Raw genomic sequence first — 15,491 nt, 5'->3', positions numbered from 1 at the left:
CCACACCCCGGCCCGGAACGCGGGGGCGCAAGACATAATGTATATTATGCGAAGACGGCCCGCTCGCCGGCGGCGGGCCGGGCTTCGCCGCCAGCCGGGACGGCTGCGCATAATACCCGCACATTATGTTGAATGGACGCAAGCCGGGAACCGGCTTACAGAGGATGTTACCGCTAAGGCCCGGTGCGCGGCCATTTACCCCCGCGCACACCGAACCTGATGAAGGGCAGATCGCGCCAGGGAAGGCGCGCTCTGACCAGGCACACAACCCGGCGAACTCACCGGGGTTGAGCTGCTTTACTGATTGTCCGGCGATACAGGAGGCCAGCAACGTGCAGTGTGGATCAGCGTCACTACCCACACCAGGCCCCTTTCATCATCCAGTTCGTAGATAAGCCGGTAATGTTCATGCGGAACCAGTTCCCGTGTACCGGCCAGCTGCCCGCTCACGCCCATCAACGGATGTTCAGCAAGGCGCTCTGCCGCCTCGCTGAACCTCTCATCGAGCTCCACTGCTGCTACAGGGTTTCTTTCTGCGAGGTAATCCCAGATTGCGATACGGTCCTGTAATGCCTCGTCGGTCCAGCGTACCTTCACATTTTACCTGCCAGCTTTGCCCGACGTTCCGCGAACAACGCTTCAACGTCTTCGTTACTTGTTCCTTCACCGGAACGGATGGATTCTCGTCCTTTCTCGACTTTTTGCGCCACCCAGTCATCGTAAGCCCGGCTGTCGTTCTGGCGCTGGATATAATCCCGCATCAGTTCGCGCATGACCTGAGAGGCCGGTCTGTGGCTGGCTTTTGCCGCTGCGATAAAACCTTCCCGCAGGGAGTTTTCCAGTTTCATGGTGAACACCGCTTCTTTCGGCATTATTCTTTCCTTACTTCTGCTCGAGTACTGACAGAGTATATACCTTATCATTACCTTTTCTCCATAACCTTCAGAGATTCATCCTCCGTCTGCTCTGCCGGATGTGTACTCGCATGCACCGCCTGCAACGCCCGGATGCTCACCTGCGTATANATCTGCGTGCTCTCCACGCTGCGGTGGCCCAGCATCGCCTGTATCCATCTGAGGTCCGCGCCGTTCTCCAGCATCTGCGTCGCCATCGCGTGCCGAAACAGNTGGCAGCTGCCTTTTTCTATCCCAGCCGCCCGCAGATACGGCACCACCGCGTGCGTGATGCCGTTCGCCGTCAGTCCGGCCACGCCGTCCATCGCCACGAACAGCGCCTTACACCCGGCCACCGCCACTATCTCCGGCCTGACCTCATGCAGGTAGTGCCGCAGCCACCACAGCGCCCGTTCACCCACCGGGATAACCCTGTCCTGCTTTCCCTTACCCTGCACGATGGTCAGTATCTTCCGGCTGAAGTCCGCGCTCCAGGTTTCCAGCCGCGCCACCTCGCCGCGCCGGATGCCCGTTGACCACAGCAGTTCCAGCAGCGCCCGGTCACGCATGCCCTGCAACGTGTTCAGGTCGCACAGGTTTACGATGTCCTCCACCTGCTCCACGCTCAGGATGGTGCGCGGCAGGTGCTTTTCCAGCCGGGGCAGCTCAAGGTCGGCGGCGGGATTGGCCAGGATAAGATTCTGCTTCGCCAGCCAGCGGAACCACACCTGCAGCGGCTGTAAGGCGGTACGCTGGGTGCGGGGGCTTAACGGCTCGCCGTTGCCCTTGCGGTACCGGTACAGGTGGCGCTGCCAGCGCTCCAGCACCGGGCGGGTGACGTCTGCGGCATGATGGATGCCGCGCTCCTGCGCCCAGCAGATAAAGCGGTAGCCGTGGTGCGTCTGTACTTTCAGGGTGGTTTCCGACCAGTTGCGTTCCCGTCGCCACTTCACGAAGCGCAGCAGCAGCGCGTACAGGCTTTTCGGGTCATGCGCCGGGCCGACCGGCTGGCGGTAGATATCATCGACGCTGAGCAGGCGGTTTGCGGCGGGTTTGCGGTTGGCCATGTTGACGCTCCGTTGTCAGGACTGGCGGTTAAGAAGAGGGTGCGGATAACGGGGGCGGAGGCGGCAGCGGCGCTTTCTTTTTTTCTCTTATTACTGCGTTTCCGTTTATCCCGACCGGTTTGCTCTCCACGCCCCGTGCTGCCTGACCTGAAGCCGGTTTTGTCCTGTCCGGCCGGCCACCGACCGCATCCCGACCAGAGGCCGACCGGTGACCGCTGATATCCGACCGGACGGCCTGACACCCCGACCGGTCCGCGCCGCCCTCGTCAGTGGTTCCGCTTTCTGCCACCTCCAGCAGCCCGCACAGGTGCGCCCGGTCGCCCTCCTCACCGTCCCACAGCAGCGCGTATTCATGGCTCAGGCCGCGCCGGTACAGCAGCAGGTATTCCATTTCCAGCAGCCGGGCAAGGTGAACCTTTAACTGCGTGTCGCCCCAGTGAAGCCGCTCCCGCACGTCCCGCCGCGTGAAGTGCAGCTCGCCCGGTTTCACCGCCTGTTTCTGTGCGGTTTCACCGACCCAGGCTTTCAGCAGTACCAGCAGTTTCCGCGTCTGCGGCGGCATTTCGTCCAGCGTGCGGCCCAGCACTTCGTGCGCCAGCTTATTGGCTAACGCGATATCCGACGGCTGCACCTCGATATACTCGATAACCTCGCCGCGATGCGCCGTGCGCTTCACCGTCCGCTGGTACTGGTGCAGCAGCGCCACCGCCTGGATTAAGGTGAGGTACTTCATATGGTCGCGCCGGGTGCGGGTTTTGTCTGACAGGAAGGTGAGCCGTTCCGCGTAAGGATTAACCACCTTCAGCGGACGTAACAGCCGCTGGGCGTTCTGGTGCAGCCCGGTTAAGTAACTTTTTTCCGAGGTGGCCAGCAGCCCTTCCAGCGTCTGGCCGTGGCGCTGCATGGCGTGTATTGCCCGCGTCTGCTCCCGCGACTCGTTGACCGTCAGCACCAGGCAGCGGTTCAGCAGCTCCTCGTCCACGTCGATNGCGGTGGTGGTGAGCATCAGCATCACCGGGCCTTTGACGCGGTACTCGCGGGTGACCAGTTCGCCGCTTGCCTCGTCCTTGCCGGTGCTGGCTATTTTCAGCTCGCCGTCACTCTGCAACAGCTTCAGCGCGTANGCCGCCTGGCGTACCCCTTCTTCTTCGGCGATTGCCAGTATCTTGTGTTGCAGGCTGGTTTCNCCGAGGTAATACAGGCTCTGCCCGGTCATGGCGCTGTACTGGATGCGCTCTTCTTCCGGCATCAGGCCGAGAACNGCGTCCATCAGCGACGATTTACCCGCCGCACTGGAAGACTGGATTAAAACCGCCAGCGGTTTATCCAGCTTGCGTGACGTGCCCGCCAGGTAACCGGTTAACAGATTGCTGCTTTCACCCACCACGCCACAGGATGCAAGGTCATTCACGATACGCTCCGCCAGGTCGGGGGATTTCAGTAACTCAAGCGCCGCCGCTTCATCCTCACCGGCTACCGTCACCGCCCCGCAAGCCTGCTCCGTTTCTGCCGTGAGGCGCTGTGCGTCCTGCTGCTGCTCCAGCGCCAGCAGCACCCGCCCGGCCTCACGTTTGATGATGGCGATATCACAGCCCAGCTCGTTTGCCGCCGCGCTGATATACGCCTGGCGCTGCTTCGCGTGGTACATATCCAGCTGGTCAACGTGGAACGCACCGGATGATCCGTCCAGCACCCGCACNTTGACCTTCATCACTTCCGACAGGCAGGAAGCCTTAGTGCCGCGGGCGCAGGGATGCGCAGAAGCGGCGGAGAGGGTATTTTTCTGCCAGCCGCGCNCCCGCCACACGCGCGGACCCGAGCGTAACAGCAGCTCGCCGGATGGCGTGGTTTCACAGGCGATAAGCGGGATTGCAGCAGGTTGTGAGGAAGGGAGGGCGGTTAAGGAAGAAGGGTTATCNCCGCTGGCCGTCACGGTTTCAGATGCGGCCACCGTGCCGCTGTGCATCCGGGAAGCCGACTCCAGCGCCAGCGCGAAGGCGGATTCNGGATTACCGCTTTTCAGCGCGTAGGCGTTGGCATCCAGCCCCAGCGGGAAGCGCACCCGCCAGGCGTCGATCCCGGCCTGCTGCAACTCCCCGGCCACCGCTTCAGCCCCCCGATCCCCGGCTTCGTCCCTGTCGAAGGCGATCAGCACCCGCTTTACCCCGTGCCAGCGCAGCGCCGCCAGATGATCGGCGGTAAAGCTGTTGGCCCCGAACGCGGCGATCACATTACGGTAACCGGCACACCAGAAGGTCATGGCGTCGATCAGCGCTTCGCACAGGATCACCTCTGACGAGGCTTTCAGCGCCTGCTCGTTCCATACCCCAACCAGCGGCGCGGGCAGATAGAGATGCCGGGCCGANCCCTTTTTGATCTGACTGTCGGTCAGAGTTCTGCGCCCGTACAGCTGCAACACCCGCCCGCGCTGCGCCACATGGCCGCTTTCCGCCCAGCCGACCACCGGCACCACCAGGCAGCCGCGGAAGTGATCCTGGCGGGTGGTTNCGCGCAGCACGCCCAGCAGTGTTAAGCGGTCACGCAGCCGTTTACCCTCTTTGCTGCTCACTGACGGCAGCAGACCCGCCACGCCGTGCGCCCCGGCGAACCCCAGCTTAAAGTGGCTGACCAGTTCAGGATGATTCAGGCCGCGCTTCTCCAGCCAGGCCAGCGCCTCCGGGCTGTTCAGCAGATTGTGGTGATACCCGTTTACCACCTGGCCCAGCAGCGCCTGGCCGTCGTCGTCGAGGTCGGTGAGGGTCTGGCGCGCTGGCGGCGAAGCAGGAACGGCGGCTGAAGAAGACGGGTTCTGGCCGGAGAACTCAGGCAGCCGCAGCACCGCCCTGGGCAGGGAGAAGTTTTCGGTTTTCATCATCCAGTCCACCACCGACCCGGCCGCACCGCAGCCGAAGCAGTGATACAGGTTTTTCTCCGGGCTGATAACCAGCNAGGGGGTTTTCTCCTGATGGAAGGGACACAGCAGCACCCGGTCACGCCCCTGCTGGCGCAGCCTGTGCCCCTGCGATTCGGCCAGCGCGGCTAACGACACGCTGCGCTTTAACTCGTCCAGTTCCTTCTGTGGGATGCGGGGCATGGCTCGGACTCCNGTCAAAAACCTGTCAAGATTTTCTTTGATTCGATATGCGATACATTATATATTCGTAATACGATTNTAAAGCAAGTCGTTTTCAGAGTACCCCGTATACTTGGAGCATCTTATGGCGGATATGACAGATGAGCTTATGCAGACTGAAGAACAACGGCGGGCTTTTGGTAAACGGCTGAAGGAACTACGTAACCAGCAGCGGCGTACGCAGAAGGAAGTGGCCGCCCTGATTGGGTTGCAGCTTTCGCAGTACAACAAGTATGAGTCCGGGATGCACATTCCCCCGGCTGAGAAGCTGATACAGCTGGCGGAGTTGTTTACCACGACCATTGATTATNTGTTGCTCGGCTCGCATCACGAGCAGTTGCCGATTAGCAACACGCGGCTGATGGAGCGGTTCAGGGCGCTGGCACAGTGCCAGCCGGAAGAGCAGGAGACGGTCATTAAGCTGATTGATGCGGTGATTGTAAANCACCGGGTGGAGTCTGCGATACGACCCGTCGATCGGGACAGAAGCCGCTAAGGATTTTAGCGCGGGGCTGAGGTGTTGACGCACCTTAACCCCGCTAACCACAAGCAATTAACAAGGAGTTGATTATGGCTGANACACATCATAAGCCAGAGACACGCACACCCACAACATCAAGGAGTTATACCGTGGGCTANGTCCGGGATTCGGGCACCTTTGAGCCGTTCCCCGCCGTGACCCTGAAGGGCGGCTGGCTGAGGGAAGCGGGGTTTGATACCGGCACGGCGGTGAACGTGCGGGTGCTGCCGGACTGTCTGATACTGACGGTTAAACCGCCATCAGCGGAGCCGGAGATAATGCAGGCGCTGCGCCAGGTGTGCGGCAAGCTGTCCGCCCGCAAGCAGCGGCAGATAGAGGAGTTTATTCAGGTGATTGCGGGACCGCAGAAGCGACAGGGGTAAGTGGCTGGTTATAAAGTAAAGCCCCAACCTATGGGGTTGGGGCTTTTGAGAAGATCAATCAGGATCTGATGGGGGAGTTTTTTTGTCTTTCATTCTGGATAAGATCCAAATACCTACGCCGGTAGGGATACCTGCCGCGATGCCTCTTTTAATTGAAAAAAGAACATCCCCCTGCCAGCCAAAGATGAAAGAGCCATTTTTCAAATAAACCAAAATTGCAGCACATAAGCATCCAGACAAAACAGCAAGAGTCATAATGACGACAAAAGTTACTAATAAAATCAGGAGCGATTTTAAACCATAAGTACGAGGTTTCATTTCTTATCCCCCCCATCTTTTAGCTTATTCTCAACTTGACTACCTGTTGCTTCACTAGCTACAGAACCACCAATGGCTCCAGCAATACCCGCCGCTTTATCTGAAACAATCGGAAAATATTTATTCCCAATTTCCAGGGCTTTACCACCACCCGCACCAATCGCAGTACCAACGGCTGCCCCTGCCACAGCAGGAACTGCATCTTTACCCTGCAACGTCGCACCACCGTAAGCTCCGATGACGCTGACTCCCTCCGTAAACCAGAATCCTTTGCCCTGCGTAACAGCCCCTGAACCCGCCGCTATCAGTGCATCGGTCATGCTTATCGGGTCACCGCCCGCAATCTGATTACTGACATTGGCCGCACCACTGATAACCCCACCTGCCAGGATACTCCCTGCCGTTGCCCCGGAAGGCAACAGTACGGGCGCAACCACAGCGGACACTCCCGCGCCCCAGGCCGTTATCAGCCCCGTGGCTGCATTCTGTCCGGCGGGTAAATCACCCTGCGCCAGCTTATTCAGCCCGGCCTGTTTCTGCTCCGGCGTCAGTTCGTTTGTCACGGCATACTGATCCCACGANGCCACCGCCTGACCGTAACTTTGCAGGCCGGACGGCAGGCCCAGCGAGTTATTCTCCACCGCATTCTTCCCGGCCTGCGCGCCCGCCACTGTATCGGCGGCGCTGCCGCCCGTCAAGCGTCGCTGTCCCATAAGGGCAACTGGCTGGCAGAGGAGGGCTTTGCAACAGATTGGCCGCGTTTTTACTTTACTCTGGATTTGAAGGCGGTGATTGTTTTTTTTGCTCTTTGATTTTTGACAGGAACCAAATGCCTGTTCCCGTCGGAATGCCTGTTGCAAGCCCAGTTTTAACCGATTTGAATAAAGCTTCAGTTAAATTTAAATTAGACATATCAGAATTCAGATAATGAATTAACTCAATACCGCCACGGACAAGAAAAACGGCACAGAAGATGGTGATAATGCAGTATAGATTAAGCAGGATAAATAGATGTATTCCTACTGTTTTAGGTAATTTCATTTATTTTTATCCTTGCTAAAGGCCTCTTGCACTGCACTACCAGCAGCCTCAGAAGTTGCCGAACCAGTTATATTGCCTAAAATTTCAGCCGTATTACCAGATACTACAGGTTTCAACTTTTCTGAAATAAGTATGCCTGAACCCGCACCAATCGCAGTACCAACGGCTGCCCCTGCCACAGCAGGAACTGCATCTTTACCCTGCAACGTCGCACCACCGTAAGCTCCGATGACGCTGACTCCCTCCGTAAACCAGAATCCTTTGCCNTGCGTAACAGCCCCTGAACCCGCTGCTATCAGTGCATCGGTCATGCTTACCGGGCCACCGCCCGCAATCTGATTGCTGACATTGGCCGCGCCACTGATAACACCGCCTGTCAGGATACTNCCTGCCGTTGCCCCGGAAGGCAACAGTACGGGCGCAACCACAGCGGACACTCCCGCGCCCCAGGCCGTTATCAGCCCCGTGGCTGCATTCTGTCCGGCGGGTAAATCACCCTGCGCCAGCTTATTCAGCCCGGCCTGTTTCTGCTCCGGCGTCAGTTCGTTTGTCACGGCATACTGATCCCACGATGCCACCGCCTGAACGTAACTCTGCAGGCCGGACGGCAGACTCAGCGCATTATTCTCCACCGCATTCTTCCCGGCCTGCGCGCCCGCCACTGTATCGGCGGCGCTGCCTCCCGTCAAGCCACCCGCAAGACCCGCCGCCAGCGTACCCAGCGCGCTAACCGTCTGCTTTTGCTCTTCGTTAAGCTGGTTCCTGTCTATACCCGGGTACAGCTGCTGCGCGATAAATTCGCCGGTCGTCGCGCCTGCGGCTCCGGCCAGAGCGGAGTGACCGCTCGTCTGTGCCACCACCGCACCCAGTACCGCGTGCGCCATCAGATTAGACTGGACGTCCACACTGCCGGTTGCCGGGTCGGAGGTCATTTTATGAATGACCTCCGCCAGATACGGTGCCGCTCCGCCCGCCATCGCCTGCGCGATATTGCCGCCCGCCAGGCCCTGCACCGCCGCCGTGGCGGCCTGGATGGCCTGTTGCACTTTCCCCCCCGTGCCGAACTGGCTTTCCGTCAGCGCCTGATTATAGAAGTTCTGGTAGACCTGCTTTTCNATATCCGCGCTGTCGTACTGCTTCGACGGGTCCTGCTTTTTCAGTTCGGCCAGCGCTTTATCGCGGTCGTGCTGCGTGGCCCCGGCAATTTTATCATTTGCCGCATGCGTGGCTTCGATCTTACCCTGGGTCGCCGCAATATCCAGCGCCTGCGCCCCTATTTCGCCGATCTTCTNCGCTTCCTGCAGCCGCTGCTGCTCCTTCTCCTTGTTGAATATCGGGGAAAGGGTCTGGCTGGCATGCTCCACGTCGCGGNTCAGGTCAGCGACATCCTGCTGCTGCGCATTCTTATCACGGATAATAATGCTGCCGTCAGATACCGCCGCTTGGGTGGCGGAGCTGTCGTGGTCTTCGCCGTTGGCNCCGACCAGCAGGGTGCTGCCCAGATTACTCAGGAACTGNCCACCCGTGCTGCCGCCGGTGCTGAAGCCGGTGCTCAGGTGTTCGACCTTATAGTCGGCCCTGTTATCNATATCAGCAAAGCCCAGCGTGCCGGTATCAAGGCGGTTTTTATCCGCCGTGGCGGTGCTGCCGATAACCGCGCCGTTGAGCTGTGTATGCCCGCCGGTGGTGATGTCAAAGCCGCCTTTGCCGGCAAAGATGCCGGTCTGCTCCTGCACCGAATCCCATGTGCTGTGCATCTTATCACGGCTGAGGTTAAACGAACCGCCGGGGCCGCCAGCGCCAGCGCTGCCGCCCGCACTGGCATTCTGCTGCTTCGAGTCGTAGTTATCGCTGTCCTGCTCGCTGGTTAATGTCAGGTTGCGGGCCGTGTCCAGCGTCACGCTGTCGCCGCTGACCTGTGCGCCGGTCAGCGTGGTGTCACGCCCGCTGCTGATGGTCAGATGATGACCGGCGTTGAGCGTGGTTTCNGTATGCGTGACGCCGTTGCCGTTCTCCGAACCTGTGCCTTTATTGCCGCTGGCGTTGAGGGTCAGGCCGTTTTTATCCCCGCCGAAATTAATGCCAACGCCGACGGAAGCGCCGTGGCTTTCGTTTTTCCCCTCAAGAAGCGAGGTGTTCTGCGCCGACAGCAGGTTGACGTCACGGGCGGCAGCCAGGCCGAGATCCCTGCCGGCCTGCAGCTGGCTGCCCTGAACGGTGATATCCGCGTCGGTGGCGCGAATATTGAGGTTATTGCCGGCGGTNAGGGTGCTGCCCTGGCTCTGGTTCGAGGTCTGCGTCTGCTGAGATTTTGACGACTGGCTGCCGTAAGACAGGTTNACGCCAAACAGGTTTTTCGCATCCTCTCCCTGAGCCGTACCGAGCTGATAGCCCTGATACGCCTGCACGCCACCGAGCGCCGTTTTGATGCCGTCAAGCGCCGCCAGCCGCCCGCTGCTGGCGTTACTGGCCTCACTGGCGCTGGTGACCGCGCCGTTAACCGCACTGCCCACCGCACCTGACAGCGCCAGCGTCAGCCCGCTCTGTTTTTGTTCCACGGTATGGGTTTGCACGCTCTGGTTGTCCGCCGCCAGAATACTGACCTGTTTGCCGCTCAGGTTCAGATCCTGACCGCCCAGCACCTCCGAGCCTTTCACCGTCAGCGCATTGCCAGCAGTGAGGTTGACGTTGCCCCGGCTGCTGCCAACGATGCTCCCCGCGCTGCTTTGCGATTGCCCCTCATCGGTGGTTTTAAGCGCATTTTTACCGTAGCTGAAGCCGATACCGCCGGTGCCGGTCAGTCCGGTTTTCTCCTCCTCGCGCAGGTGAGTTTCCTGGCGTGACTGGCCGGCGGTGTTGATATTGAGGTCATTGCCCGCCAGCAGGCTGACGTCCTGCGTGGACGCCACGCTGCTGGCGCTCACCCGCAGATCGTGTCCTGCCTGCATCGTCACGCTGTTGCCGCTGACGCTACTGCCGAGCGCGCTCTGGCTTTGCACTTCGTCGTGCGTTTCTGCCGATTTGCCGGACAATAATCCCTTAACGGTTTGCTGACTGTGCTCGGTCAGATGATAGGCAGAATCACCGGCGGTCAGGTTGATATCATGACCGGCCTGCATCGCCACGCTGTCTTTTGCCGTAATGGCGGCGGCCTGAGCATTCAGATCGTGGCCCGCGCTCAGAGCCACGCTACCGCCGCCGTTCAGCTGCGTGCCGATATCCCCGGTTTGCGTCAGATGACGGTAGTTATCGCTGCCCCAGTCGCTTTTTTCGCTGTGGGTGGTGGTCAGGGTATTAAGGTTGAGGTCATGGCCGGCGATGATTTCTGTCTGACTGTTATTGCCGCTATTGTCCAACTGCGATGCGGTCAGATTGATATTGTTGACAGCCAGCAGGCCCAGCGCGCCATTGTCATTTTGCACATAGATGCCCGCCGGCCGGTTAAGATAGCGATTGCTGTCGTCGCCCGCCAGCGTGCTGCTGCTGTTGATATCGCGACCGGCTATCGCCACCAGGGCATCACCGCCTTGCAGGGTGCCGCCGATGTTGTTGATATCGGTCAGGGCGTTCAGATTGACGCGGTTAGCGCCAATAATGCCGCTGTTGTTGAGGGTGTCAGCATTGATCTGCGTCACTTCCCGGCCGGCTATTTTGCCCCCGTTGGTCAGGTCGCGGCCGGTGTTGAGCACCAGGTTGTTACCGGACAGCAAGGCTCCGCTACCGTCGAGGTCGCCTTTTTTCACTCGCGCATAAACCTGTGGCACCAGCACGCTTTGCTGCGAACCGTCCGGCAGGGTAACATCCTGCCGGACCAGCCAAACCATATCGCTGGTTAGCAGCGCCATCTGCGCTGGCGTCAAGGCCACGCCCAGCGTCAGGTGGTAATCCTTAGCGAAAGTCACGCCTGCATCCATCAGCGCTTTGTACTGCTCGCCGTCATTATTGTAGCCCGCCAGATAACGTTGCCCGGTCAGATCGACAATTTGTTCGCGGATCAATCGCTGTTCGTAGTAACCATCGCCCAGACGTTTGTCCAGACGGTCCGGATCCTGGCTAAGCGCACTCTGCATATAGTCGCTGCTCAGCCACTGCTTTTGATGGGTGAAGCGGGGATCGGTTTCGATCAGATAGTGGCTGGTGACCTCGCCATGCAGCTGGAACAGGCTGTTGTCGGGCAGGTGAGTGTTCGGGCTGGTGACGCGGATGACGCTGTTTGCTGCCTGGTTCGGCAAGGCAATTTCGACAATATGGTCGGCCGGTGGTGTCACCACAGCGGCATTGTCAGCCTGCTGGTTCAGCTCCGAGGTAGCGCGCCCGCCAATCGTGGTGCCGCTGCCGTTTACCTGGGTATGCCCCTGGTAAACCATCGTGGCCAAAGCAAAGGTTTGCATCATGGGGGCTGGCCGGTAACGGTTGGTATCCTTGCCCTGTGAGGTCTTGGTGCCGCCCAGTAGTCCATTGCTGGACTTTTTGGCGTACCAGTGCGTTTGCCTACCGATATCGACCGTGACTTTAGTGCCTTCGCTGGCCACGTTATTCAGCACCGCGCCAGGATTCACGCCCAGCGTACCGCCCGCCATCATACGGCTGTCGTAGTTATTAATCCGATCGCTGTCGATCGTCAGGTTCCCCCCGGCGATGATCTGCCCGGGATCGCTCTCTGTGATTTGGGTTTCGGTAACGGTGCGCTGGTATTGGTACTCGTAAAATTCATTGTTGACGCTGCCATCAGGCATAATGGCATCGTGTACGTCGTACTTATTCGAGTATGAGGTATCCACTTTATCCCAGTCGTGGCGGGTTGTTGCGCCCTGTAACACCGCTTCATGATGCTGCGAGGGTTCGCTAACCACCTCCTGGGTGACCAGATGGTCATTGAAATTGTTGATCTGCCCGATGTTGAGCGTCATATTGCCGACAGATTCCAGCGTGGCGCTGTGGTTGTTGAATACGGAAGCCTGGCCGGATGCCTGCCAGATGTCGTTGAGTTGCCCACCTGTCGCCGCGTCCCCGGCGCTGAAAATCAGTGCATGATCGCTGTTATTGATGTTTTGTGCGCCGATATCCAGCCGCTCGCGGGCGGCGATGGTCGCTGCCGTGCCGCCTTCGGCCAGATTGTTCAGCGTGCCGCTTTGCAGGGCGATATGGTCACCATAGATGCGCCCGCTGCCCGTGTTGGTTAGCGTACCCGACTGGATATGCGTCAGGCTGCCGTCGATCAGGCCACGGTTGGTCAGTTCGCCATCGGTGAAAATATGGTTTTGCCCGGCGCTGATTTCACCCTCAGCCGCGTTGTTCAGGCTGGCTGAATGAAGGTTCAGCGTAGCGCCGGATTTTAGCAGCGCACGGTTGTCAACGTTACCGCCGACGTTGAAGTTCAGATCGCCGTTAGCAATGACATCGCCCTGGTTAACGAACCCCTGTTGCAGATTGAGCGTCATCGCGCCCTGCGATAACACGCGCCCGTCGCCGGCCAGAGAAGCGGCGCGCAGTTGCAGATCCTTACCGGATATCAGGGTTCCTCCGCTGTTACTTAGCTTCAGCGTATCACCGCCGCTGACAGAAATAGCATCAGCAGAAGAGACTAAGCCCTGCGAATTATTGAGCGACTGCATGGTGGTGATAGCCAGCAAATCGTTAGCGCGCAGCGTACCTTGCGTATTGTCGAGTGAATCACTGTTCAGCTGAACACTCTGGCCTTCCAGCCCGGTATTTTGCGTGTTGCTGTCGCGGTTGACGATTTGAGCGGCGTTAATAGTGGTGGTGGCACCGCTGCGGATCAGGCCGGCCGTGTTATTGACCAAACCCTGAAAGGCATTCAGTAGCGCATTGCCTACGGTTTGTAACTGCCCGCCACGGTTGTCCAGTTCGCTAACGTCCAGCCGTGCGTTTCCGAACGAGCTAATGATGCCGCCCTGGGCGTTGTCCAGCTTATGTCCGTGGCTGTGGAGCTGCAGATCGCCGCCGCTGCGCAACTGACCGGCCTGATTGACCAACTCGCCGCTTAGCAAGGTGAGTGATTTGCCCGCACTCAATAACCCGGAGCGGTTATCAATCTGCTGGCCCTGGGTGTCAATCCCCACGGTTCCGTCTGCCTGTATCACGCCCTGCTGATTATTGAGCGGGTTGAGCAAGTTAACGTTTAACGAGCCGTTATCCTGCGCGCTGATTTGACCTTGCTGGTTGTTCAGGCTGGCGGCTCGCAGATGGATATCGCCGCCCGCCGCCAGAGTACCGTTCTGGTTTTCCACGGCGTTGAGCGCCGTCAGGGACAGGGTGCCGCTACCGGTTTGCAGAATTTTGCCGTCACGATTAGACAGGCTATTCGCCGTTAACGTAATGAGCTGCGCCAAGGTCACGCCGCCGTCAAGCAGGGTATCGCCAGTGGTCATGCTCAGGTGACCGTTAGACAGGATTTGTCCCTGAGCGCCGTTCAGGCGGTCACTGCTCAGGGACAGATTGCCGTCAGCCGCATGGACAATTTTGCCATCCTGATTATTGATAATCGCGGACTGTATCGTCAGATCTTTGCCGTTACTGGCGAGGCTACCGCCAAGGTTATTGAGGTTGCCCCGATGGCTAAGCTGCAGCGAATCGCTGCCCAACTGAGTTATCGCGCCCTGTTGGTTCGACAGATCGTGCGCGTTAATGCTCAGTTTGTCCGCCGACAGGCTACCGCCGTCGTTATTCAGCATTTTTCCGCTGCTGGCGGTCAGCTGGCGCTGCGCTGCAATCTGCGCACCACTGCCGGTGAGCAGGTCGCTCTGCCCGGCGTCCAGCGTGATGTTGTTCGCACTGCTGGAACCGTGGCGCACATCCACGCCTTGTCCACGGGCGGTAAAATCCCCGGCGGCCAGATTTTGCCCCTGAGCGCGTAGCTGGCCAGACGTTGTCAGCGTTAATTTGCCGCTACCGGTCAGCTTACCGTCCTGGTTGACCCCAGCGGCGAGTACGCTTCCTGGTTCGCTGTTGAGGCTGGCGCTTTGCGTTTGCAGATGATTACGCGCCGCAATCGACCCGCCGTTATGCAGGTCGCCCGTGCTGGTCAGGCTGGCACTGTCGCCAGCCTGTAAGGCACCGCTGTTGTTGATGGCCGTATTGGAGGCGACGTTCATTCCGGCGCTGCTGTGAAGGTTGCCGCTGTTTTCGATGCGGCCATCTGCCGTTACCACCAACGAACCTGCCTGCGCGCCGATATTACCGGCGTTAGCCACGCCGACGCCCTGTTCGGTGCCGATTAATCGAATTTTGTTGGCATACATGCCGCCGAGCCGGGCGACATCGACCGCCAGCTGCGGCCGGGCGGACCCGTCGGCCGCGAGCGTATCGATCTGTTGATGAGCCGCATCGACCCGGTTACGACCAGCCGTCACATTTAACGCTTTCGCCACTATGCCTGCATTGATTTTCACCGAACGGGCAATGACATCAGTGTAATCCTGGCGGCTGCTGTCCATGCCTGCACCCTGTACCACAATCTCACCGCGCTCTACTGCATAACCGGTTAGCTGGCCGTTACTCATCTGCGCCTGGCCGGTCGTTAGCGTGGCGCGGTTAGCATTGATAAAACCACAGCCATTACAGGAAATGCCCGATGGGTTAGCGATAACCACCTGTGCCTGACGCCCGGCAACTTCGATGTAGCCATGCAGCCTGCTTGGGTCACGCGAGTTAACCTCATTGAGGATCACTTTTGCTTCTCCGCCCGCCAGCCACTGGTTTCCTGCCACCATGCCGCCCAACTGTGTGGCGACATGGTGGCGCGAGTTATTCAGGATGGCGCCTTTATTATCGACGTCGAACTGGCTGTAAGTGTTGCGCGAAACGCCTGCCTCACTCGGCGTCTGAATATTGATTTGCGGCGTGCCGTTGGCGCTCGATACGATATTCGGCTGCTGGTTATTCGGCGCCTGGCCGTCGGCGACAATGCCTGCCTGAGCCTCACCGGGCGAGGTGACAAAAGCGAAAGCGGCAAGCATGGCGCAGCTTAACGGGCTAAGCCGGCAGCAGCGCATGGGGATTTTATCCCGGCGCGTACGTGACGAACCCGTTCGGCTGCGGGCAATATCTGCCACGACCATCAGCAGGCCGCGCGCGCGGTTGAAAATAATTCGATAGCAAAGTTTGTTCACGGTG

Annotated in this window: 9 protein-coding genes and 1 pseudogene; 2 read left to right on the top strand and 8 right to left on the bottom strand. The window is 59.2% G+C overall.

The features are described from left to right. Window positions 1–297 precede the first annotated feature (297 nt). From EPYR_RS14575 to EPYR_RS14560, 4 genes are all read right to left on the bottom strand, one after another. A complete protein-coding gene (locus tag EPYR_RS14575; protein WP_012669136.1) occupies window positions 298–597 on the bottom strand; it encodes a type II toxin-antitoxin system RelE/ParE family toxin in 300 nt (99 codons plus the stop codon). Continuing rightward, window positions 594–872, bottom strand: coding sequence for a CopG family ribbon-helix-helix protein (locus tag EPYR_RS14570; protein WP_012669135.1), 279 nt, complete (start codon window positions 870–872; stop codon window positions 594–596). Before EPYR_RS14570 ends, EPYR_RS14575 begins: the two co-directional genes overlap by 4 nt. 50 nt (window positions 873–922) lie before the next feature. Further along, the gene (gene xerC, locus EPYR_RS14565; RefSeq protein WP_014539400.1) at window positions 923–1,960 is read right to left on the bottom strand and encodes a site-specific tyrosine recombinase XerC; all 1,038 of its coding nucleotides are present in this window, start codon (window positions 1,958–1,960) and stop codon (window positions 923–925) included. A gap of 28 nt (window positions 1,961–1,988) precedes the next feature. Beyond that, on the bottom strand, window positions 1,989–5,054 hold the full coding sequence (locus EPYR_RS14560) for a CHC2 zinc finger domain-containing protein (RefSeq protein ID WP_014539399.1): 3,066 nt from the start codon (window positions 5,052–5,054) through the stop codon (window positions 1,989–1,991). Between the two features lie 124 nt (window positions 5,055–5,178). Between EPYR_RS14560 and EPYR_RS14555 the strand changes: the two genes are divergently transcribed. After that, window positions 5,179–5,589 carry a helix-turn-helix domain-containing protein gene (locus tag EPYR_RS14555; RefSeq protein ID WP_041474180.1) on the top strand — a complete coding sequence of 137 codons (411 nt, stop codon included), beginning with the start codon at window positions 5,179–5,181 and terminating at the stop codon, window positions 5,587–5,589. Between the two features lie 74 nt (window positions 5,590–5,663). Next, on the top strand, window positions 5,664–5,996 hold the full coding sequence (gene symE / locus EPYR_RS14550) for an endoribonuclease SymE (protein WP_041474179.1): 333 nt from the start codon (window positions 5,664–5,666) through the stop codon (window positions 5,994–5,996). A 54-nt stretch (window positions 5,997–6,050) separates the two neighbouring features. On the opposite strand, the gene EPYR_RS19505 is transcribed toward symE, so the two are convergent. The 4 genes and pseudogenes from EPYR_RS19505 to EPYR_RS14535 form a co-directional block, all read right to left on the bottom strand. Beyond that, the gene (locus EPYR_RS19505) at window positions 6,051–6,314 is read right to left on the bottom strand and encodes a hypothetical protein (RefSeq protein ID WP_012669139.1); all 264 of its coding nucleotides are present in this window, start codon (window positions 6,312–6,314) and stop codon (window positions 6,051–6,053) included. Then, a pseudogene (locus EPYR_RS14545) lies at window positions 6,311–7,012 on the bottom strand (VENN motif pre-toxin domain-containing protein); the annotation flags it as partial. The gene EPYR_RS19505 and the pseudogene EPYR_RS14545, both read right to left, overlap by 4 nt. Before the next feature lie 70 nt (window positions 7,013–7,082). Then, on the bottom strand, window positions 7,083–7,355 hold the full coding sequence (locus EPYR_RS14540) for a hypothetical protein (protein WP_012669129.1): 273 nt from the start codon (window positions 7,353–7,355) through the stop codon (window positions 7,083–7,085). Further along, window positions 7,352–15,487 (bottom strand): two-partner secretion domain-containing protein, encoded by an 8,136-nt coding sequence (locus EPYR_RS14535; RefSeq protein WP_041474178.1) that lies wholly within the window; start codon window positions 15,485–15,487, stop codon window positions 7,352–7,354. Before EPYR_RS14535 ends, EPYR_RS14540 begins: the two co-directional genes overlap by 4 nt. Between the last annotated feature and the right edge of the window lie 4 nt (window positions 15,488–15,491).

The organism is Erwinia pyrifoliae DSM 12163, assembly GCF_000026985.1.
In the GTDB taxonomy this organism is placed as follows: Bacteria; Pseudomonadota; Gammaproteobacteria; order Enterobacterales; family Enterobacteriaceae; genus Erwinia; species Erwinia pyrifoliae.
The sequence above is the reverse complement of the archived record's forward strand: the minus strand, read 5'-3'. Positions and strand labels throughout refer to the sequence as shown.